We start from the raw sequence: 20910 nt of genomic DNA on the forward strand, positions 1-20910 counted from the left end.
TGGTGGTTCTCGACGATGTCGCGCCGCAGGATAGAAGAGACTGAGCAGCATGAACGTCCTGGGTCGTTTGGCGAGGCTGCCGACGAAGCAGTGAACGACGTGGTCCGGTGCGAGCATCCGGGTGAACCAGCGCTCGCGCAGCTCGCTTTCAGCACGTCGACGACAAGGCCGGCGGTGGTGGTCGGCCATCGAGTAGCGATGATCCATCGGGTAGCAGACCCCTGCTCATCTCAACCGTGCTGGATTCGTGCGGGGAAGGACGAGAGCGCCCGTGCTGGGGCTTGCACTGTCCAGAGTTCCGCGGCGGCAGGAAGCGCGCCGGCGAACGGCCTCCGCACCCCTTTCGTGACCGTGAGGTCGAAGTGGATCAGTCGGCACCGGGCGTTTTCGGGTCCCCTGGCCTCATGCCTCCTCGGCGCCGCGGGCCGGCATTGAGCCGTAGTGGCTGCGCAGGCGGGCCTTGAGGATCTTGCCGGTGGCGTTGCGGGGCAGGGCGTCGACGAGGACGACCGACTTGGGGAGCTTGTACTTGGCGAGTCGGCCGGACAGGGAGTTCATGATGTCGTCGGGCGACACCTCGGCGCCCGTGCGGGGCACGACCAGCGCTCTGCCGACCTCGCCCCATCGTTCGTCAGGTACGCCGATCACCGCGCATTCGGCGACCGCGGGATGCTGGTGGAGGAGTTGCTCGACCTCGGCCGGATAGACGTTCTCCCCGCCGGAGATGTACATGTCCTTGATCCGGTCGACGATCGTGACGTACCCCTCCTCGTCGACGGTGGCCGCATCCCCGGAGCGGAACCAACTTCCTTCCACGAAGGCGTCCTTGGTCGCTTCGGGCCACTGCCAGTAGCCCTTCATCACGTTGGGGCCCTCGATGATCACCTCGCCGACCTCGCCCGGTGCGACATCGGTGAGGTCGGGCCGCACCACGCGTACGTCGGTGAAGAAGCAGGGCGTGCCGGCCGAGCCGGCCTTGCGGATGCTGTCACGCGCGCGCAGGCCCAGCGCGGCGGGGGCGGTCTCGGTCAGGCCGTATGCCTGGAGGAAGGTCAGGCCACGGTCCTGGTAGGTGTGGATGAGGGCCTTGGGGACGGGTGCCGCCGCGCACTGCAGGATCCGGATAGACGACAGGTCGGCTGTCGCCCACCGCGACGACCGGGCCATGGCCTGGTACATCGTGGGTACGCCGAACATCCTGCTCACGCGCTGCTCGGCGATGACGTCGAGCACCCGGTCCGGGTCGAAGCCGCGCATCAGCACCGACGTCCCCCCTTTGAGGAAGCCCGGCAGGAAGACGGTGTTGAGGGCGGCGGTGTGGAACATCGGTGCCACCACCAGAGCGACGTCGTCGGAGGCGATGTCCCCGTCCAGCAGCATGTTGAAGCAGTTCCAGGCGATGTTGGCGTGGGTGAGCATGACGCCCTTGGGACGGCCGCTGGTGCCGGAGGTGTACTGGATCATGCACACCTCGTCGAGGCCGACCGTCTCGTCCAGGGGGTCGTCGGGTGTGTTCGCCAGCAGCTCCTCGTACGCGCTGCCCACCTCGACGTAGTGCTTCACCTCCGCGTCGTCCCTCAACGCGTCCACGACATCGGTGAGTTCGGCGCCGTACAGCAGTACCGCCGCCCCCGCGTCCCCCAGGATGAAGGCCAACTCAGGTGCCGCGAGGCGGGTGTTGAGCGGTACGAAGACGGCGCCCAGCGCGTTCGCGGCGAACAGGGTCTCCGCCAGGGCCGGATGGTTCGCGCCCAGGTAGGCCACCCGGTCGCCGTGGCCGACCCCCAGGGCACGCAGGGCGTGAGCGAGCCGCGTCACGCGGGCGGCCAGCTCTGCGTAGGACAGGGATCCACCGTCGTGCACGACGGCGGTGGCCTCCGGTGCCATGCGGGCGCGCCGCGTGGGCCACGAGCCGAGCCCTTGATTGCGCATGGTGCGTCTTTCCTCTCTCGGATCTCTCAGAGCCAGTCGGGCCAGGTGTAGTCGGCCGAGTCGTCGTGGTCCCGGCGGGGCTGCAGCGGGGCGAGCCGCCCCCGGGAGAAGACCAGCGGCGAGACGCCGGTCTTCTCCACCCCGAGTTTCCGTACGCGGCCGAGGACGAAGTAGTGGTCGCCGAGGGGCCACACGTCGGCGATGTCGCAGTCGATCCAGGCGGCGACGCCCGCCAGGACGGGGCTGCCCGAGGGCGCGCCGCGCCACGGGTGGCGGTCGAAGACGTCGGGTGCCTTGGCGCTGACGTCCCGGCACAGGCTCTCCTGGCCGGCGGCCAGCACGTTCACGCAGAAGGCGCCGCCCGCCATGATCCTCGGCCAGGTGGTGGAGGAGCGGCCGGGGAAGAACGCGACGAGCGGGGGGTCGAGGGACACCGAGGTGAACGAGCCGATCACCATGCCGGCCGGGGTGCCGTCGGGTTCCTTCGCGGTGACCACCGTGACACCCGTCGGGTAGTGGCCGAGCACGTGCCGGAACCGGCCGGGGTCGTCCGCCGGGCCGCCGCCGGGCGTCGTCGAGGCGGACGTCGGCCGGTTCACGCCGGGTTCTCCACGCCGAGCAGAGAGCGGGCGTATCCCGTGGCCCACCAGCTGTGCTGGGCGTTGATGTGCGTCTTGTACGTGGCGACGTCGCGCAGGTACCGCTGCATGCGCTGGCCGTTCGCCAGCGCGCTGGAGCCACTGGCCGAGGCCAGCATCTCGACGGCCTGGCAGGCGAGTTGGCCGGACTGCCGGGCCGTGACGGAGAGGGCCTGGTCGTCCAGTTCGGAGAAGGGCTCGCCCCCTGCCAGGCCCCGGGCCGCGTAGGCGGTGTAGTCGTCGGCGACCGACAGGATGATCCGCTGCGAGCTGTCGGCCAGGGCCGTGGCCAGGCCGAGGTTGCGCTGGTGTTCCGGATCGTGGCTGCGCGGCTTGAAGGGCGGCAGCGGGCTGTTCTTGGTGGTGATGATCCGCTGGTACTCGTCGACCGCGGCCCAGGCGGTGCCCGCCACGACCGAACACAGCTGGATGTTGAAGAACGTCATCAGCCGGCCCGCGTACATCGGGTTGCCGTGCAGTTCCACACCCGGCCCGTCGGTGGCGTCGTTCGCCGCGGCGTGGGTCCTGGACACGTACTCGTACGGTACGAGGACGTCCTCGGCCACGACGCTGTTGGAGCCGCTGCCGCGGAAGCCCAGGATCTCGCCCCAGTTGTCGAGCATCCGCCAGCCGGAGGGCACGAGCACCAGGCCCGGCGTGGGCGTGCCGCCCTCCTCGTCGATGATGAGCACGCCACCCAGAAAGTGCGTGGAGACGTTGACTCCGGAGGAGTAGTCCCAGCGGCCGTTGACCCGGTACCCGTCGGGGGTCCTCGTCGCGGTGGCGCTCGGGGCCATCGGCAGCGGGGCCCGGAAGTCGCCGTCCGGCCCGAACACCTCGCGCTGGGTGCTCTCGGGGAAGCGGCCGGCCACCACCAGGCTGTGGGAGGCGGCCAGACACAGGTTCCAGCCGCTGGACGGGCAGCCGCGGGCCACCTCGGTGACCATCCGGGAGTAGGTCCGCAGGTCGAACTCGTAGCCGCCGAAGCGGCGTGGCTGCAGCGACCGGTAGAACCCCGCCTCCAGGAACGCCTTGTGCGTGTCCTCGGAGATACCGGTCCGCTGTTCGGTCTCGTCCTGATGATCACGCAGCCAGGACCTCATGCCGGCGGCCCGGCGCACCAGTTCCTCCGGTGTCAGGTCCGGCTCCGGCTGCGGAATCTCGATGATTTTCTCGGCTGCCTCGGTTGTCTCGGACAATTCGCACCCCATCCGCTGTTGTTCTGGGTCGGCCTGAAGGGAGTGTTGGCGGCGCGGCGAAGGACCGTCCAATGCCGGTAGCTGTGGGCTTGATGAGTGCCGTGCATCACAGCAGGTCGAAGGGGGTGGCGGGAATGCCGCACATTTCTGCCTGGTGACGTGCGGGGAAGCGCGCTGTAACCTGGCGCGGACCACGACGCCGTGGACCTCGCCTTTCTGGAGGGCTGAGTGGAACTCCGGAGCCTGCGCCATTTCTCGGCGCTCGCCGAGACCTTGAATTACCGGGTTGCCGCCCAGCGTCTGCACCTCACCCAGCCTGCGCTGACGCGATCGATCGCCGCCCTCGAGCGTGAGCTGGGCGTCCAGCTGTTCGAGCGCGACAAACGGCATGTGGCGCTCACCGCCGACGGCGCGGAACTGCTCGAACGGGCGGGCGAGGTGCTGGCCGATGCCGACCGGCTCGCCGCCGCCGCAGACGCCATCAGGGCCAGGCGACGGGACGAGGTGCGGGTCGCGCTCTACGGGGTGGCTCTCGCGGAGCTGACGCATCCGGTCATCGAGGCGTTCTGCGAGCGGTATCCCAAAGCCACGATCCAGGTGCACGAAGCGGACTTCCACCAGGGGCACGCCCCGCTGCTGGCCGACGAGTACGACGTGGCGCTGATGTGTCTGAGCGTGGACATGCCGGGCCTGACACGCGTACCGATCTTCACCGAGCCCGTTTCCCTCGCGCTGTGGAAGGGGCATCCGCTGGCCTCGGCCGCCGCGGTGGACTTGACCGAGGTCTACGACCAGCCCTGGGTCACCCCCCACCCGGGCGACGACTGGTGGGTGGGGGGACGCCACGGGGACGACGACGCCCCGACAGTCGGCTCCCACGCCCGCTCGGTCCTGGACATGTCCTCGAAGATCGCCTACCAGCACATGGTGGGACTGATGCCCTTGTCGGGCGCCCGGATGTTCCCGCCACACCCGGGAGTGGAGGCCGTCGCTCCAAAAGAGCCCCTCGGCGCGGTGGCCGCGGTCGCCTATCCGGAGACGGGCCACTCGCCCGCCGCCCCGGCGTTCGCCGAGGTCGCACGCCGGGTGGCCCGACGCGCGACCGGCGTTCCGTACGCCGAACTCGCCCGGTAGAAGCGGTCAGCCGCCGTACGGCGGCTCGCCCGCCCAGGCCGCGTGCAGGACGGCGCGCAGATCGTCGGCGGAGGCCGGGCGGGGATTCGCGTACGGCGCCCCGAGAGCGACGTCGACCGCACGGTCCACGTCGGCGGCGGTCAGGCCCAGGTCGGCGAGCGATCGCGGGATGCCCAGCCGCTCGCCCAGCTCGTGCAACTCCCGTACCGGATCCGGGACATCGAGCGCCCGGCGCAGCGCCGCCAGTGCCTCGGGAACCGCCGGCGCGTTGAACGCCAGCACATGGGGCAGGACGACGGCGTGTGTCTCGGCGTGCGGCAGGTCGAAGGTGCCGCCGAGCACATGGCAGAGCTTGTGGTGCAGCCCCATGGTGGTCGCGCCGAGACAGGCACCGCACAGCCACGCCCCGTACAGCGCGCGGCTGCGCGCGTCATGCCCCGAGGGGTCGGCGACGATCTCGGGAAGGGCCGCGGCCAGCGCCCGCACACCCTCCTGCGCCATGAGGGAGACGATCGGAGTGGAGTCCGGGGCGTACAGAGCCTCGACGGCGTGCGCGATCGCGTTCATGCCGCTCGTCGCGGACCCCACGGGCGGCATGGTGAGCGTGAGCAGCGGGTCGTACACGACGCTGCGCGGCAACACCTTCGGGTCGCGCCCGGTGCGTTTGACCGCGCCCTCGGTCAGGCCCCAGACGGGTGTCATCTCCGATCCGGCGTACGTCGTCGGGACGGCGACGATCGGCAGGCCGGTCCTGAGCGCGACGGCCTTGGCCAGGCCGGTCACGGAACCGCCGCCGACCGCCACGCAGCTGTCGGCCCGGGCTTCGCGAGCCGCCTCGACGGCCAGGTCGGCGACCTCCACCGGGACGTGCGTCACCGCCCCTGCGTGCAGCCCGGCGCAGGCGTCGCCGAGAGATGCGGCGACGGCACGGGCCGTGTCCAGGCCATGGTCGTCGCACAGCACGAGGACGCGGCGCAGGCCGAGAAGCGCGACCTCGTCGGGCACCGCGTCCGGGACGGCACCCGACCGGAAGAGGACGCGCATCGGCTGGGCCTGATAGGTGAAGTCCAGGGCGCGTTCCCTCACGCGATCACCGGTTGCAGCACGATGTCGAAGCGTGCCCGGCGGAAGGGGTTGGCCAGGCCCAACTCCGCGGCCTCCGCGGGGGAGTCCACCTCGACGAACTCCTCGACCAGGCTCTCGTTCACGGCGAAGACGGCGTCCGACTCCAGATAGTCGCTGCCCGCCACGAAGATGTGCGTCGTCACCGGGCTGTACCCCTCGGCGCCCACGATGAAGTGGACATGGGCCGGACGGTAGGGGTGACGGCCGGTCGCCTCCAGCAGCGAGCCGACCGGGCCGTCCGTCGGAATGGGATACGGGCTCGGAACGCACGAGCGGAACCAGAACCGCCCCTCCGCGTCCGCTGTGAACAGCCCGCGCCCATTGCCCGGCGGCTGCTTCTCCGGCTGCTGGACGTCGTAGAAGCCCTGGTCGTCGGCCTGCCACACGTCCAGCGTCGCACCGGGCAGCGGGGTGCCGTCGACGGAGACGACCCGTCCGCTGATCACACACGGCTCGCCGCCGCCGACCAGATCGATGTTCGCCCCGAGTTCACGGACCGGGGACTCGGTCATGTGGAAGGGGCCGAGCACCGTCGAGTCGGTCGCGGCGGCCGCCTTGTGGTCGTTGATCGTCTCGACGAGCATCGACACACCCAGGACGTCCGACAGCAGGATGAACTCCTGCCGGGTGTCGTCGCACATGTGCCCGGTTGCGGTGAGGAAGTCGATCGCCCGCTCCCACTCGGCCTGGGTCGGCTCGATGTCCCGTACGAAATCGTGCAGGTGACGCGTCAGGGAGGCCAGCACCTCGCGCAGTCGGGGATCGGAGGTGTGGGCGAAGCTTTCCAGCACCGCCGTCGTCGTCGCGGTCTCCGCGGGCTTCGCGGTCTTCGCCGTGAGGTCCATGGCCGCTCAGCCCCGCCCGAGGATCTGCCGCAGCGCGTCCCGCAGTGCGGCCGTGACGTCACCGGTGGCGTCCTGGCGGCGGAAGGCCACGTGGTTGTCCGGCCGCACCAGCAGCGCGCCCGAGTCGCCGATCTCCCGCAGCCGGGCCCAGTCCCCGTACGGGTCCTCGTGCTCCTGGCCGGGTCCGATGACCGCCGTGGCGATCTCCAGGCCGAACTCCTTGCCGAGGATGCGGGCGGCCTCCGTCCAGGGCTCGCCGCCGATGCCGGTGATCAGGGTGAACCGGCCGTTCCCGCCCAGGTCCAGGGTGGACAGATTGCGGGTGCCCGCGGAGAGCCAGGCGTGCGGGAGCTTGGCGCCGGGGCGGGTGCTCGGCTGGAAGTGCAGCTCGGGGTCGCGTGCGAAGCCGGGGTCCTCGGTGCCGTCCGGGACGATCGCGGCGGAGGCGTAGCGCTGGTTGAGGTCCACGCCGTGGGCGTTGAACTCGTATGCCTTGAAGGCGATCGCCTCCCGCAGCCGCGCCCGCTGCTCCTCGGCCTCCGTAGTGGCGTCCTTGCGGGCGGCGATGTTCCGCCACAGCTGCTCGGGGGTCTGCGGCGCCAGGCCGCCGAGCGCCTCGAAGACGGGTGCCGTCTCACCGATGGACTGGTTGGCCCGGGTGACGACCTGCTTGCCGACCGGTGCCCGCTCGTCACTGTAGGTGTCCAGCAGGGACGGGGACGCGGTGCCGTCCAGGACGAGCTTCAGCTTCCACGCCAGGTTGTAGGAGTCCTGGATGGAGGTGTTGGAGCCCAGCCCGTTGGACGGTGGGTGTCGGTGGCAGGCGTCGCCCGCGCAGAACACCCGGCCGTTGGAGTACGTCTCGGCGTACATCTCGTTGACCGTCCACGCGGAGGACGACTTGATGGTCACCGGGATCTCGTCGTCGCCGATCAGCTGGCGGACGACGGACAGGGCGTACTCCTCGGTGAGGTCCGGCGGCCCGGCGTCGACGTCGTAGCCCCACACGATCAGCCACTCGTTCCACGTCCGTACGCAGCGCACCAGGCCGGCGCCGATGCCGCCCACGGTCGCGCCGGGCGCCAGCACCCAGTAGAGGGTGGCGGGTCGGTGCGCCACGTATTTGCTGAGGTCCGCGTCGAAGACAATGTTGATGCTGCCGGCCACGCCCATCTGGCCGCCCATCGGCAGCCCGGCGTCCTCGGCCACCTTGCTGCGTCCGCCGTCCGCGCCGATCAGGTACTTGGCGCGGATGGTGTACGTGTCGCCGCGCAGCCGGTCGCGGACCGTGGCGGTCACGCCGTCGGCGTCCTGCTCGTGCGACAGGTACTCGGTGCCGAACCGCAGTTGGCTTCCGCGCGCTATGGCCGCGTTCACGAGCACCGGCTCCATGAGGTGCTGCGGCATGTCGCACATGCGGGTGGGACTCGCCAGCTCGTGCGCGGCCTGCACGAGCGGTTCGTTGCCCCAGGACCTCAGCCGGCCGAGCTCCTCGCCCGCGATGGCGGTGCAGAAGACGGTGTTGCCCATCAGGTGCTGCGGGGTGGCCTGGGCGATCACATCCTCTTCGACACCGAGGTCACGCAGCACTTCCATGGTGCGCTGGTTGGTGATGTGCGCCCGGGGCGTGTCTGCGAGGCGTGAGTAGCGGGTGACCATGACGTTCGGCACGCCATAGGTGCTCAGGGCCAGTGCGGCGCTCGCTCCCGCGGGCCCGCTTCCCACGATGAGCACATCGGTCTCGACGGTCGGCACGGTCGGCGCGGTTGTCATCGGGACGTTTCCTCCACATCGGCCAGTCGCTTGTTCAGCCAGGTCATCAGTGCCTCGGCCACGTCGTCGGAGTTCTTCTCGCCCATGGGCAGGTGACCGTTGCCCGTGAGCCCCAGGTCCGCCAGGCGCAGCAACTCGGCATCCGCACCGGCCTGGGCGAGGTAGTCGGCGACACCGTGCTGGAACGGCGCGAACGGCGAGGTGTCGGCCGCGACCACGGCGATCGGGAAGCCCTGGAGCCCTGGCAGGGATCGCACGGGGCCGGCCTGTTCGTCCTGGACGAGGCAGTCCTGCAGCCCGTCGCCTCCGGCCTCGCGCAGCCGGAGGCGCAGTTCCTCCGGGGTCCGCGCCGGCGGCTCGTAAGTGATCGGGGCCGCGGTGAGCCCCCACTCCAGCTTTCCGAGGCCGGGCAGTTCGATGAACGGCGGCCCGATCGGCTCGATGGAGACGACGGCCTTCACCAGTCCGGGCCGGGCATCGGCGACCAGCCAGCCGAACGGCGCCCCCATGGAGTGGGTGATCACCACGGCCGGTCCGATCCGGTCCAGCAACTCGGCCCCGCAGCGCCGCATCTGCTCCTCGTTCTCGGCGAAGGTGGGCAGCGTCGGGCCCTGGCTCGCCATCAACTGGTCCAGCGCGGAGTCGTCGCCGATCTCGCCGCTGCCGGGCCACTGGCTGCCAGGTCGTTCCGCCCCGTCGCAGAACAGCCAGCGGATGAACTCGTACGTCGGCGCCGCGCCCTCGATGGGCCCGAGGACATCGGGGTGGTACGGGGAGCGCCCGTGACCTGGACGGTCGACCACGTACACGGCGTAACCGGCCTGGAGGAACCGGGTGGCCCAGCCGGGGCGCCCGTCCGGCGTCGACAGGTAGTCCGTGCCCTGGCCGCCGCCCCCGTGGACCATCACCACGGGCAGCGGATGCCGGAGATCGGCCGGGATCTGGTACTGGACGTACATCGCGGCCTCGGCGGCGGTCCCGGCCTCGGTCGGCTTGCGCCCGACACCGACCCAGAACGCGCCTTGCTCGCTGATCGTCAACGGCGAGGCGGCACGGGCCGGCTCGGCGGTTCCGGGTGGTGGGGAGCTGGTCATCGGCGAACCTCCGTCACGGCGTCTGCGCCCATGCCCAGCACTATTGGTGACCGGCTCCGGGCCGGTCCAATGCCGGTTGGGGACGCCGTGATGCATGGCGCTCATCAGCGTCCCCGAGGGCGGCTGCTTCACCGGGAAGGTGCGCGTGGCGGCGAGGGTGACCAGGGCGTCGGTGTAGAGCGCGGCCTCCAGCTGCTCGACGACCGGCAGTTTGCGCTGCGGGTCGCGGTCGGAGAGGCCCGTCAGGTGGAAGCTGCCGATGCCGACCCCATCGCTTGGCGCGCACAACGTCGAAGGACGACTCCACGAACTCGGCGAGGACGGGCGGCTCACCGGGTAGTACTTGAAGCTGAGGCCCGGCAGTCAAGTGATCGGACGGCCGCGCGGGCTGTGGCCGCGGCCTGCACCCCGCGGGCCGTGAGGCCGTAGTACTCGCGGAGATGCGGCTGAAGTGGGAGGAGTTGGTGAAGCCGTGTGCGAAGGCGATCTCGGTGACGGTGCGGCCGTCGGCGCGTTGCATGTCGGTGTGGCAGTGGCCCAGGCGGAGGGTCCGGATGAGTTCGCTGATGGTTTCGCCGCGCCGGGCGTAGACGTCCCATGATCGCCAGCCTGTGGTGCTCTTCGTCGAAGGTCAGGAACGAGAGCACGTCGTTCTCGTAGACGATGTGCGCGTCGAGGACGTCGCGATATCAGTCGCGAAGTTCTTCGCGCCGCGTTGTCTGTAACACCACGTGAGCCAGGCGCGTGTTACTCATGGCAGGTTCCTTTAATCGAGCTGTACGGGCTTGAGTTGAACAGGGCGGGGCTAATCGACCAGGTCCAGTGCGGCCCCGACGATGCTTTCGGTGTCAAGGTGGTGGTACCGGTAGACCTCGTCCAAGGAGCCGGACTGCCCGAAGCGGGTGACGCCAAGTGCTGTGGTCGGGACCTGGTTGATCGTGGCGAGGAAGGCCAGCGAGTGCGGGTGACCGTCCAGGATCGTGACCAGGGGTGTCGCCCTGTCGGCGGGAAACACCTCGTCAAGGATCCAGTGGTCGGCCGGGTCCTGGCCCTGGCGGGCACGCACGGCGCGGTAGAGGAGGTCGGGGCTGGTGATGCAGATGACGTCAGCGCGGATGCCGCTCTGGTCAAGGCGGTCGGCGGCCGCGAGGGCCTCCGGCACGAGGGCGCCCATGACGGCGAGGGCCACCGCCGGGTCGTCTGTGCGCCGCAGAGCGTAGGCCCCGCCTACGACCTGCCGTCGGCGGGGCGTTGTCACGTTGTTGGCTGTGTGACTGCCTGACGGTGCGTCGGGGCAGGGTGAGCTTGGGAGCCGGGCCTGTGCTCAGGCCGCGGTGGCGAGGCCGGCGACGCCGGTGATCTGGTCCCAGATGGCGAAGCGGATGGTCATCTCGGCTCGGTAGTCGTGGGCGGGCATCAGATGGCGGCGTGGCCGGAAGTGGGGCGAGATACCGCTGAACGCGGACAGGAACCGCTGGGCCCCGCCGATGCTGTGGAAGCCCTTCATTGCGCGTTCACGCTGCCTCGTGGGCTGGTGGCTGTTCTCCGCCCGGTTGTTCAGGCCCTTGTGCGAGCGGTGTTCCACCGAGGACATGACCTCGCGGTGGGCGGCGCCGTAGGAGCGGAGCTTGTCGGTGACGATCACCCGCGGCACCGCACCCGTCCTCTTCAACAGGCGGCGGAAGAAACGCCTGGCCGCGGCCTTGTCCCGGCGGTTCTGCACCAGAATGTCCAGCACCATCCCGTCCTGGTCGACGGCCCGCCACAGGTACTTCTGCTCACCGTTGATCTTGATGAAGACCTCGTCCAGGTGCCACTTGCCCCCAGGCCGAGGCTGCCGGCGGCGCAGCGCGTTGGCGTAGGCCGGCCCGAACTTGGCGCACCAGCGGCGCACCGTCTCGTAGGAAACGGTCACGCCGCGCTCGATCATCAACTCCTCGACCTCGCGGTAGGACAGCGGGAAGCGGTGATACAGCCACACACAGCGGGAGATGACCTCGACCAGGTACCGGTGCCCCTTGTACGACAGCGACACGGACCCCACAGACAACCCCCTCCAGCACGATCAACCAGAAGATCATCCCACCGGTCAGCCAACGTGACAGTGCCGTCCAGCTCAACAGCGATCGTCGGCACCCGCAGTCCCGATCAACTCAGCTCGATCATCCGGGCCCTTATCACCGCATCACGGGGAGCCTTTCGCGCCCGCGACAATCGGCGAACGACGGCCCGTTCGTCCTCGTCACGCCCCGGTCGTGCCCACAACACCATCGTCCAGCACCCGCCCCCGAGCACCGCCAACTACCCCGCCACCAGGACATATACCCAGCGAAAGAGGAACCCAGCACTAGTCGATCCGCGCGGTGGCCGTTCCGCGCCCACGGCGTCGTCGGCGTCCTCGGTTGCGGCGACGGGTCGTGCGCAGCCGTCCTGCACGCAGCCGGGCCGCGGCCTCCGGGGCCTTCTCGGACAGTTCCACGAGAGCTGGATGCGGGGCGGGCGGGACGTAGGGTTCGGAGGCCGCGACGCGGTGGCTGTCCGCGCCGGGCCTGCCGCCGTAGCGCCCCAGGAAGCCGAACTGGGCCAGCGCGGCGAGGCCGGTGGCCGCGGTCGCGGCCCACTGCGCGGGCCCCTGGGGCAGGCGGTCGACCAGCGCCGCGCCCACGAATGCGAGCTCCCCGGTGAGAAGCAGCACCCCGGTGGCCGCCAGACAACTCCGGGTGGTGCGCGCCCGGCGGGCGCGCACCACCCCGTGGAACTCGGCGTGGGCGGCGCGGAAGACGGGGTCGTGGAAGGCGATGATGCCGAGCGTCGTGGAGGCGGAACGTCGGCGCAGTGCAGCGAGCAGGGCGTCCGGCAGGGGGTGCCCGGCGGTACGCGCTACGTCCGCGCCGGTCTCGGTCAGTGCCAGATTGCCGCGATGGTTGATGGTGACCAGGCCGTCCAGCAGGAGCTGGGCGGCGGCCGCCTGGATGTCGTCCTCGGTCAACCAGCGACCGGCGGCCGCACGGTAGGGGTCGACGGGTGCGGCAGGGAGCCGCGCGCGCAGGCAGTCGCGCACGACGGGCGCCCCGTACAGCAGGACCGTGACGGAGACGACGGCACAGGCGAGCGCGACGGGATCCACGCGCCGAGCCTAGGCCGTGTTCGCCCTGTCAGGACAGCCGCCCGCCAGGCCCACCACGACTGATCGTGTTGGCACTGACGGTCAGCAGTGCCACCCAGAGGCCACCGGGCCCGCAGACACCGCCCTGAGCACCACTCTCCCACCGCCGCTGACGCCGGTCAGCCGTATCACCGATCGGTGTCACCTCTCCACCCCGGGAGAGGCCGCTTCATCCGAGAGCAGACCGCGGACGTCGATAGCCCCCGGCCTTCGAAGGGGGAAGACCAGGGGCCACCCGCCATGCCAGGACGGCCATCGTGAACATGACCACCGCGGTTCCCAACCTCACGCCAGCGAGAACTGGGACCGCGCGACCTTCCGATGCACGCGTGTCACCTGGCCCACCACGCAGAATCCAGCGCGGTCACGCGTCGTCAACCCACCCTCAGCAAGGCGATTCAGGCCGTCTCCCAGCCCCCGAGGTTCAGTCAGATATCCGTCACAGCGGATCAAGCCCACCGCCAACATCGCCCCCGGCCCGACCGAGACGAGTGACTGTAGCCCGTCTGATCGACGGCCACCGGCAGCGCCTGACTCGATACCGTGCTCCTGGCCCGCGCCGCGTACGCGGTGTACGAATCCCTCGGACTGCAACGCGCCCGGGTACGCACCCTCGCGCTGCGCGCTGACGCCCTGCAGCCCGCGGCCAACGCCACCCGGCAGCTCACCCTCGACAACGCGGACGACAAGCCCCTCGCGATCGAAGCCGTCGCCGACCGCGCCCGCGCCCGCTTCGGTCACGGCGTGCTCTACCCGGCATCCCTCGCGACCACAGCACGCACACCCCCGAGCGTGGGCGAAGATCCGGGCATCCACGGGCCGCAGCAGACAGGAGGCGGCAGGTGACATACCGCGTCAGGGTTCAGTTCACGCATGACGGCCCGGCGGTGACCGGGGAGTGGAGCATCTCCGATCCCCCGACCAGTCACGCAAGAGCCAACGAACCAGTGGGCGGCATGGGTACGGTCAGCACCTGCGATGCCACCACGCCAATTCCGGGTCTGCCATCGGCTCGTGATGCGTTCGCCTGAGGAGCACCACGTGGACTCCGCACAAGCCGTTACGTCGGTCGCCTCTCGAGCAGCTCGTTGAGGACCGACATCTTGTCGGGCCGTGCCTCCAGCAGGATGAGGCCGAGCACGGCAACCGGGTCGAGCGCGGGATCGCTGCGGGTGACGTATGTGTGGACAGTGCGGTCGGGCCGGGACGTCTCCCTGACATCAAGGATGGTTCGTTCTTCGGATGTTACGGAGAAGTGCAGCTTTCTGCGGAATCGAGCACGGCGGATGCGGTACTCCGCTTCCCACAGCAGCACGGTGTTCCCATGACGCTCTCCCACCGGCTGTCCATGTGCCGACAGCAGGGGCTGCCCCTCATTGAAGTCGACGAGCAGACGCGGGTCGTCGCCGACTCGGTCCGTGCTGCCCAGCACATGCTGACGACCAGGGCCGGCCTGCGCCGCGAACGCTCCGACGGGTTCACCGTCCAGTTGGAAGAACGAACTGAACGTCCACATCATCGACTGGCCCGGTCGAAGCCCACCGCTCGTCGTCACCGGCGCCTCACCCAGTTCCCGAAAAAGCACATCGTCGTTTCGCACATGGTCGCTGAGCCCCCATCGGCTGCTGGGACATGACATTCACCAACGGAGACGTGAGCATTCCCGACGCGGTTCTTCATGTTGCTGCTGTGCCTCCCGCGGAGCAGGGCGGGGGTGCTGGCCGAGCAACTCGCGTCGTCTACTGCGGTGGCCCTAGACATCGTCAGCCGAGTGAACGCCAGCGTTCCTCTCAGAACAAACGGCGCGGGTCTGCGTCCATGACCTGTCCTCCGGCGCCCTCTGCGGTCACTTCAGCCAGTGCCTGCCCGACCATGCCGAGTGGAACTTGGCCGACAGCGCCAGGAATTGTCTACTCCCTTGACCTGGGTTGATCAACAACTCCTGGGTCCGAAGAGTGGGCCGTGGCGCAGGAGACACGCCTGACCTCCTGCGCAAAAAGGATCACCCTGCGGCGCTCGTGTCCGTGGTTCGCGGCTCGAACGCCCGCCCTCCCTTCAGAGGCAGGAGAAACAAGATGACATCCCGTAGTGCGATCAAGCGGGTCGGTATCGCCGATGCGCTGGGCCTGGCTTCGGTGCTGACGTGCGTCTCGCCCGCGAGCGCCGCAACCGACATCATGAAGGCCGAGCCGTTCAACGCCAACAAGCTGATGTTGTCGATCTGCAATAGCCGCACAACTACCTCGTACTGGCGGCTCAACGTCCAGACCGGTGAGCTCGTGAAGCTCACGCCGGCGCGGTGGAGCCTCCTGTTCAACGTCGGCTCCACCACGTTGAAGCAGCCCTGGGAGGCTTTCCAGGGCCACTGCTCCTACCCCCAGTCGTCCAGCTGGACCTGGAACGGCCCTGAGAAGCAGATCAGCGACACTCTGGTGAACTGCAGCTACAGAAGCACACTGAGCCTCTTCAGCCTGACCCTACAGTCAGCGCGGGTAGGCATCGCCGCCGGTGGAGGTCCGACGTTCCTGTGATCTCGGCGGCGACCGCGGGGGTGTCGGCCCGGCCGAAGTCCGGGCGCAGGTCGCAGGTGGCGTGCCGGTCGCCGGTCGGCACGACGGGCCGGGTGATGGCTGCGGTCCTCGTCTGCATCCTCTTGACGAACTCTGCTTTATGCTCGGGCGATGGCCGATGTCTCGAGGATGAAGACCTTTTTTGCCGGCTGCATGGACAACGCGGCGAAGGTCGGCTTCAGCCTTGTCGACGGTCGCGAGTTTCTCGGCTGGATCGCTGAGGTCGCGGACGATCGGGTATCGGTCGCTTGGGCACCCAGCACGATCTTCATGCAAGCCACGGGCGGCGAGAAGTGGAATCCGGACGATGAGTGGATACCGTTCAGCGCGATACTGGCCGGGACACTCGCGTGGTACGACACGTCTGCCAGGCGGTGGGTGACGTACCCGCATTGAGCTTCTTCAGCGTTGCCGCCATGTCCCTGGCCCAGACCACCGAGCACGAAGATGGGGCCTGGCGGACGCTCTTAGCCTCGATTCTTCGGTGGGGTTTGGTCGTTGAGCGGCTTGGTGGTTCGCCCGTAATGTCCCTCGCCGTGTGAGGGCGGGCCGTCGCGTGTCGCTGCGGGGTGCGCCGGGTTCCACGGGCCCGGAGGCTGCTGGCCTTCCTCCTCTCGGGAATCGTCATGGGCGCGGGCGCAATGGGCGGCATCCCTGGAGCCCTCGCCTGGCAGCCCCCTAACGACGTTGGGGTCCCGGCTGGGTGATGCTCGACGCGCTCGCCCTCAACCCTCTCGCCCAGATTCCCCTGGTCCTCGGCGGCCTCGGGCTCGGCGGGCAGATCGCCTTCGGCGCTGGCATGGTCCTCCAAACCGGCGCCGCGGTTTGCCATGGCGGGCTCCAACGCGCCGTCCGCCAGGAACTGGCACCTGACCACCTCCAAGGACGTGCCCAGGCGACCGGAGCCTGGCTCGCCTTCAGCCTTCAGCCTTCGCCCGTTCGCCGCCCTCGCCGCAGGCGGGCTGAGCACCCTGCTCGGGCTGAGGCCCCATCCTCGCGCTCGCCGCCGCGGCCCTGGTGATCCCGTTTCTCGCGCTGTGAAACTCGTCCGGCCGCGCGCTCGGTGCCGCCGTCCCGATCCCACTGACCCCGACCGAGGCGAGTGTGACATCAGGACTGTCGAGGGTCACGTATTCCCGAGGGCAAACGTCACGCACTTCCCTAGGCACCCGTCTGTCTCCTGTGGGCGGGCGGACTAACGCTGCCACCGAGGCCTGAATTGGATAGTTCATCCGAATGCGTGCTATCGTCCGAGGGTAAGTGGATGTTCTATCCGTTTTGTTGCCCGGGGTGGAGGAGCGCATGAAGAAGACAGCAGTGGTCACGGCCGGAACAGGGGGCATCGGCCTGGAGACGGTGCTGGGGCTGGCCGGCGCCGGGTTCGCGGTCACAGTGATCGGGCGCGACGCCGAACGGGGAGCCAAGGCCGTCGAGCGGATCAACGCGACAGGTCCGGTGCACCCGGCCCGCTTCCTGTCCGCGGACCTCGCCTCGCTCGACCAGGTGCGTGCGCTGGCCCGTAGGATCGCGGCCGACCACGCCGCCTCAGGGGAACCGCTGACGGTGCTGGTCAACAACGTCGGGGCGATGTTCGCCGAGCGCCAGACCCGGGGCGGTGTCGAGGCGTCGTTCGTCGTCAACCATCTCTCGCCCTACCTGCTGACCGAACTGCTGCTGCCCACGCTCACGGCCGGTGCGCCGAGCAGGATCGTGAACGTGACGTCGGGCGCGGTCGCCGTGGCCAAGCGGGCGTTCGACGCCATCGAGCCGCCGGGCGGCTACTACGGCTTCCACTGGTACGGTCGCGCCAAGCTCGCCAACCTGGCCTACACGTTGGACCTGGCAGCCCGGCTGGACGGCACCGGCGTCTCGGTGTTCGCCGCCGATCCCGGAGGGGCCGCGACCGACATGACCAACGGCACCATGACCGACCCGAAGATCGTCTCGCCCGCCCTGCGGCTGCTGTGGCCTCTGGTGCGCCGCACATTCGAACGCTCGACCTCGGGTCCGGCATCCGAGGCAGCCAGGCCCTCCATCGCGGCCGCCACCGACGAGACGCTGACGGGCCGAACCGGCCTCGTCATCGGCGCCCAGGCACGCCCGGTCGCCCCGCACCGCGCGGCGGCCGACTCCCATGTCGCCGAAGCCGTACGCCGACTCAGCGAACGGCACGCACCGCTCGCCCCCGCCTGAGCGTCGTACGCGCGGCGCGGCGGCCACCGGGCGGCGACGGAACTATCCGGATGAACCATCCAATTAGCATGGCCTCATGACGACGCCTCTACGCAAGGACGCGGCCCGCAACTGGCAGCGGATCGTCTCGGTCGCCCGCGACCTGGTCGACGAGGGCACACCGCTGCAGCTCAACGACGTCGCACGCCGGGCAGGACTCGGGGTCGGCACCGTCTACCGGCACTTCGCCACGCCCGAGGCGCTGCTGGAGACCGTCGCCGCCCCATGTCTGGAGGCCCTGGCCGCCCACGGCCAGCAGGCGCTGACCGATGCCGACCCCTGGCGCAGCCTGACGGGCTTCCTCTGCTGCACCGTCGAGGCGCAGGTCACCGACGCCGCCCTGCCCCCCGTCGCCGCCGCGGCCACGAACGCCGTGCCGCGCACCACGGAACTCAAGAAGTCACTCGCGTCGACGGGCGCCACCCTCCTTGCCCGGGCCCGCGATGCCGGAGTGGTCCGCCCCGACCTCGCCGCCGCCGACCTCGTCCCGCTCATGTGCGGCATCGCCCACGCCGTGAGCGTCCACGGCGGCACTCCCGCCGACCGGATCGACACCGCACACCGCTACCTCGCCGCCCTCCTCGAAGGCTTGCGCACGACACCACCGAGCGCGTAAGCGACCCGCCCCACGGTGTACCGGCGGTCTCCTTTCTGATCTTGGTGAGTTGCTTCTTCTTCGCGTACTCCTGCGGGCACTGTCACGTTGGCTGACCGGTGGGATGATCTTCTGGTTGATCGTGCTGGAGGGGGTTGTCTGTGGGGTCCGTGTCGCTGTCGTACAAGGGGCACCGGTACCTGGTCGAGGTCATCTCCCGCTGTGTGTGGCTGTATCACCGCTTCCCGCTGTCCTACCGCGAGGTCGAGGAGTTGATGATCGAGCGCGGCGTGACCGTTTCCTACGAGACGGTGCGCCGCTGGTGCGCCAAGTTCGGGCCGGCCTACGCCAACGCGCTGCGCCGCCGGCAGCCTCGGCCTGGGGGCAAGTGGCACCTGGACGAGGTCTTCATCAAGATCAACGGTGAGCAGAAGTACCTGTGGCGGGCCGTCGACCAGGACGGGATGGTGCTGGACATTCTGGTGCAGAACCGCCGGGACAAGGCCGCGGCCAGGCGTTTCTTCCGCCGCCTGTTGAAGAGGACGGGTGCGGTGCCGCGGGTGATCGTCACCGACAAGCTCCGCTCCTACGGCGCCGCCCACCGCGAGGTCATGTCCTCGGTGGAACACCGCTCGCACAAGGGCCTGAACAACCGGGCGGAGAACAGCCACCAGCCCACGAGGCAGCGTGAACGCGCAATGAAGGGCTTCCACAGCATCGGCGGGGCCCAGCGGTTCCTGTCCGCGTTCAGCGGTATCTCGCCCCACTTCCGGCCACGCCGCCATCTGATGCCCGCCCACGACTACCGAGCCGAGATGACCATCCGCTTCGCCATCTGGGACCAGATCACCGGCGTCGCCGGCCTCGCCACCGCGGCCTGAGCACAGGCCCGGCTCCCAAGCTCACCCTGCCCCGACGCACCGTCAGGCAGTCACACAGCCAACAACGTGACAACGCCGTCCGTACGTGTGCGGCTGAACTCCTGCGCGCATGAGGTCAAGGCCGGACACCAGATACGTCTGCCGATCGCCGGCGGCTGTCGTCCGCGGCACGTAAGCAGCGAGGGAACCGGTGAACTGTCCGGCACCGGCGGTGAGTTGCGCCGTGCACGCGCACTGCCCACCACGACAGCGGCGCGGTGTCCCGCGTGAATCCTGCCGACGCCGTCCCGGTGAGGACCGGGCGCCCGGTGGGAGACGATCCGGGAGGCGCACCTCTTCTTATCCGGGTGCGTCCTGCCCGGCGCTGAGCCCGTCCAGCAGGAGGTCCCCGAGCTCGGAGAAGGCATCCCCGGCGGTCAGGCCGGTGCTCTCCAGGAGCATCCCCGACTGGACCGCGTCGATGGTCACCGCCACGACCTGGGCGGCGAAATGCCCGTTGAGCGCGCGGAAGACGCCGGTCCGCACGCCTTCCTCGATCAGTTGGTGGACCCGGTGCGCCGCAGCGGCGGAGTTCTTGCGGTAGATCTGCGCGGTCGGTTCGTAGCCGACCATGTCGTCGTAGAAGGCGTTGGAGTGGCGGCGCATGGCCGTGCCGACGCCGGCGAGGTAGACCCGGATGCGCTGCCTGGGATCGGGCTCGGCCTGGACGGCCTGCTCGATCTCGGCTGTCGCCTCCCGGAAGAAGGCGCGGGTGACCGCCAGCACCAGCTGTTCCTTCGTGGAGGCCAGGCTGTACAGCGTCGCCTTGGAACACTCCAGCCGTTGCGCGAGCTGATCCATGGTCACCGATGTGAAGCCCTCGGCCAGGATGATCGCCTCGGCCTGACGCAGCAGTTCCTCCCGCCGGCGGGTGTCGACCACCCGCCTGCGAGTGGTGCGGCGCGGTCGTCGGTCACGCGAGTCAGTCGAGGCTGTCACCGCAGCAGTCTCCCATGAGCGTCTTCGCCGGAAGTGGCGGGTCGTCGCCCCGGCCGGAAGGCCGGGCCTTTCGAAGAGGTACCAAAGTGCCGCCCAACGTACCCTGGAGAGCGGCGTCGGCGGTCTCCTCGATGGCGTCCCGACCGCCCGCCGATCCCCGTCAGAGATCGATGCCGGCCAGCCACTCGCTCGCTGCCCGGGGGAGTCACACCGAGGAGCTTCTGGGGGGAGCGCTCGGCCGTGATCGAGTGGTCCGGCTGCGTGCTGAGTGCCATGGGTGCGAGCGGCGTGATGAAGGCGTGGGGGTCGGTCGCCTCGTAGGTCACGGTCCGTCCGGGCCGGGTGCTGAATGCCTCGGCCAGGTTCTCGCCGCTGATCGCCGGGCACTGTCCGACGGAGACCACACCGGTGACGTCGGCGCGTTCGAACAGCGCGGTGTTGGTATCGGCGATGTCGAAATGTGAGGCCCAGGAGGCGCGGAAGCCGCTGGGCAGCGCGTAGCGCAGTACGTCTTCCTCGCGGACGCCTGTGATGACGTTCGGCAGCAGCAGGTTCTCCGGGTAGAACTCGGGGCTTGATCACGGCGTGGGAGACCCCGCTGTCCGCCAGCCCGGCGGCAAGCACCGTAAACAGCGCTCTCTTCCGAGCCATCCCGACCGCTGTCGCCGTCGGTGCTGACGAGGCCGCTGCTGGTGGAGAACACCACGCTGGCTGGCCGGGCCTCGCCGACGGTGGCCACGATGTTACT

Annotated in this window: 19 protein-coding genes and 1 pseudogene; 7 read left to right on the plus strand and 13 right to left on the minus strand. The window is 69.5% G+C overall.

Annotation, left to right across the window (positions count from 1 at the left end):
* Nucleotides 1–402 precede the first annotated feature (402 nt).
* Genes EDD90_RS50760 through EDD90_RS50770 form a run of 3 tightly spaced genes read right to left on the minus strand, consistent with a single transcriptional unit; the run spans nt 403 to nt 3769 of the window.
* On the minus strand, nt 403–1932 hold the full coding sequence (locus tag EDD90_RS50760; RefSeq protein WP_123980024.1) for a long-chain fatty acid--CoA ligase: 1530 nt from the start codon (nt 1930–1932) through the stop codon (nt 403–405).
* 26 nt (nt 1933–1958) lie between these two features.
* Complete coding sequence (locus EDD90_RS50765) at nt 1959–2531, minus strand: flavin reductase family protein (RefSeq protein WP_123980026.1); 573 nt, start codon at nt 2529–2531, stop codon at nt 1959–1961.
* Nucleotides 2528–3769: an acyl-CoA dehydrogenase family protein gene (locus tag EDD90_RS50770; RefSeq protein ID WP_185149518.1), complete on the minus strand. Its 1242-nt coding sequence runs from the start codon at nt 3767–3769 to the stop codon at nt 2528–2530. The genes EDD90_RS50765 and EDD90_RS50770 overlap by 4 nt, the downstream gene beginning before the upstream one ends.
* 228 nt (nt 3770–3997) lie before the next feature.
* On the opposite strand from EDD90_RS50770, the gene EDD90_RS50775 reads away from it, so the two are divergent.
* Nucleotides 3998–4903 (plus strand): LysR family transcriptional regulator, encoded by a 906-nt coding sequence (locus EDD90_RS50775; RefSeq protein WP_123980030.1) that lies wholly within the window; start codon nt 3998–4000, stop codon nt 4901–4903.
* Between the two features lie 6 nt (nt 4904–4909).
* Here the strand turns inward: EDD90_RS50775 and EDD90_RS50780 are convergent, their stop codons facing one another.
* The 8 genes and pseudogenes from EDD90_RS50780 to EDD90_RS50820 all read right to left on the minus strand — a co-directional run bounded on the left by EDD90_RS50780 (nt 4910) and on the right by EDD90_RS50820 (nt 12867).
* Nucleotides 4910–5947: a maleylacetate reductase gene (locus EDD90_RS50780; protein WP_185149683.1), complete on the minus strand. Its 1038-nt coding sequence runs from the start codon at nt 5945–5947 to the stop codon at nt 4910–4912.
* A 38-nt stretch (nt 5948–5985) separates the two neighbouring features.
* A complete protein-coding gene (locus EDD90_RS50785; RefSeq protein WP_123980034.1) occupies nt 5986–6873 on the minus strand; it encodes an intradiol ring-cleavage dioxygenase in 888 nt (295 codons plus the stop codon).
* Nucleotides 6874–6879: 6 nt separating this feature from the next.
* Nucleotides 6880–8646, minus strand: a complete 1767-nt coding sequence (locus EDD90_RS50790; protein ID WP_123980036.1) for an FAD-dependent monooxygenase — start codon at nt 8644–8646, stop codon at nt 6880–6882.
* Nucleotides 8643–10028: an alpha/beta hydrolase gene (locus tag EDD90_RS50795; protein WP_123980038.1), complete on the minus strand. Its 1386-nt coding sequence runs from the start codon at nt 10026–10028 to the stop codon at nt 8643–8645. Before EDD90_RS50795 ends, EDD90_RS50790 begins: the two co-directional genes overlap by 4 nt.
* Before the next feature lie 130 nt (nt 10029–10158).
* A pseudogene (locus EDD90_RS59275) lies at nt 10159–10311 on the minus strand (helix-turn-helix domain-containing protein); the annotation flags it as partial.
* Between the two features lie 234 nt (nt 10312–10545).
* Nucleotides 10546–10998, minus strand: a complete 453-nt coding sequence (locus EDD90_RS50805) for a transketolase-like TK C-terminal-containing protein (protein WP_221305162.1) — start codon at nt 10996–10998, stop codon at nt 10546–10548.
* Nucleotides 10999–11064: 66 nt separating this feature from the next.
* Nucleotides 11065–11784, minus strand: coding sequence for an IS6 family transposase (locus EDD90_RS50810; RefSeq protein WP_123980040.1), 720 nt, complete (start codon nt 11782–11784; stop codon nt 11065–11067).
* A 303-nt stretch (nt 11785–12087) separates the two neighbouring features.
* Nucleotides 12088–12867: a hypothetical protein gene (locus tag EDD90_RS50820; protein WP_123980042.1), complete on the minus strand. Its 780-nt coding sequence runs from the start codon at nt 12865–12867 to the stop codon at nt 12088–12090.
* A 582-nt stretch (nt 12868–13449) separates the two neighbouring features.
* Here EDD90_RS50820 and EDD90_RS50825 point away from each other — a divergent pair.
* Nucleotides 13450–13752, plus strand: coding sequence for a hypothetical protein (locus EDD90_RS50825; protein WP_311737261.1), 303 nt, complete (start codon nt 13450–13452; stop codon nt 13750–13752).
* Between the two features lie 214 nt (nt 13753–13966).
* Here the strand turns inward: EDD90_RS50825 and EDD90_RS50830 are convergent, their stop codons facing one another.
* A complete protein-coding gene (locus tag EDD90_RS50830) occupies nt 13967–14506 on the minus strand; it encodes a hypothetical protein (protein WP_123980044.1) in 540 nt (179 codons plus the stop codon).
* Between the two features lie 475 nt (nt 14507–14981).
* On the opposite strand from EDD90_RS50830, the gene EDD90_RS50835 reads away from it, so the two are divergent.
* The 5 genes from EDD90_RS50835 to EDD90_RS50855 all read left to right on the plus strand — a co-directional run bounded on the left by EDD90_RS50835 (nt 14982) and on the right by EDD90_RS50855 (nt 19184).
* On the plus strand, nt 14982–15437 hold the full coding sequence (locus EDD90_RS50835) for a hypothetical protein (RefSeq protein WP_123980046.1): 456 nt from the start codon (nt 14982–14984) through the stop codon (nt 15435–15437).
* Between the two features lie 150 nt (nt 15438–15587).
* On the plus strand, nt 15588–15872 hold the full coding sequence (locus tag EDD90_RS50840) for a hypothetical protein (protein WP_123980048.1): 285 nt from the start codon (nt 15588–15590) through the stop codon (nt 15870–15872).
* 906 nt (nt 15873–16778) lie between these two features.
* Nucleotides 16779–17669, plus strand: a complete 891-nt coding sequence (locus EDD90_RS50845) for an SDR family NAD(P)-dependent oxidoreductase (protein WP_123980050.1) — start codon at nt 16779–16781, stop codon at nt 17667–17669.
* Nucleotides 17670–17745: 76 nt separating this feature from the next.
* Nucleotides 17746–18324 carry a TetR/AcrR family transcriptional regulator gene (locus EDD90_RS50850; protein ID WP_123980052.1) on the plus strand — a complete coding sequence of 193 codons (579 nt, stop codon included), beginning with the start codon at nt 17746–17748 and terminating at the stop codon, nt 18322–18324.
* A gap of 140 nt (nt 18325–18464) precedes the next feature.
* Nucleotides 18465–19184: an IS6 family transposase gene (locus EDD90_RS50855; protein WP_123980040.1), complete on the plus strand. Its 720-nt coding sequence runs from the start codon at nt 18465–18467 to the stop codon at nt 19182–19184.
* 339 nt (nt 19185–19523) lie between these two features.
* Here EDD90_RS50855 and EDD90_RS50865 read toward each other — a convergent pair whose 3' ends face one another.
* Complete coding sequence (locus EDD90_RS50865) at nt 19524–20162, minus strand: TetR/AcrR family transcriptional regulator (RefSeq protein WP_123980056.1); 639 nt, start codon at nt 20160–20162, stop codon at nt 19524–19526.
* Between the last annotated feature and the right edge of the window lie 748 nt (nt 20163–20910).

This window comes from Streptomyces sp. Ag109_O5-1 (assembly GCF_003814875.1).
GTDB classification, from domain to species: Bacteria; Actinomycetota; Actinomycetes; order Streptomycetales; family Streptomycetaceae; genus Streptomyces; species Streptomyces sasae.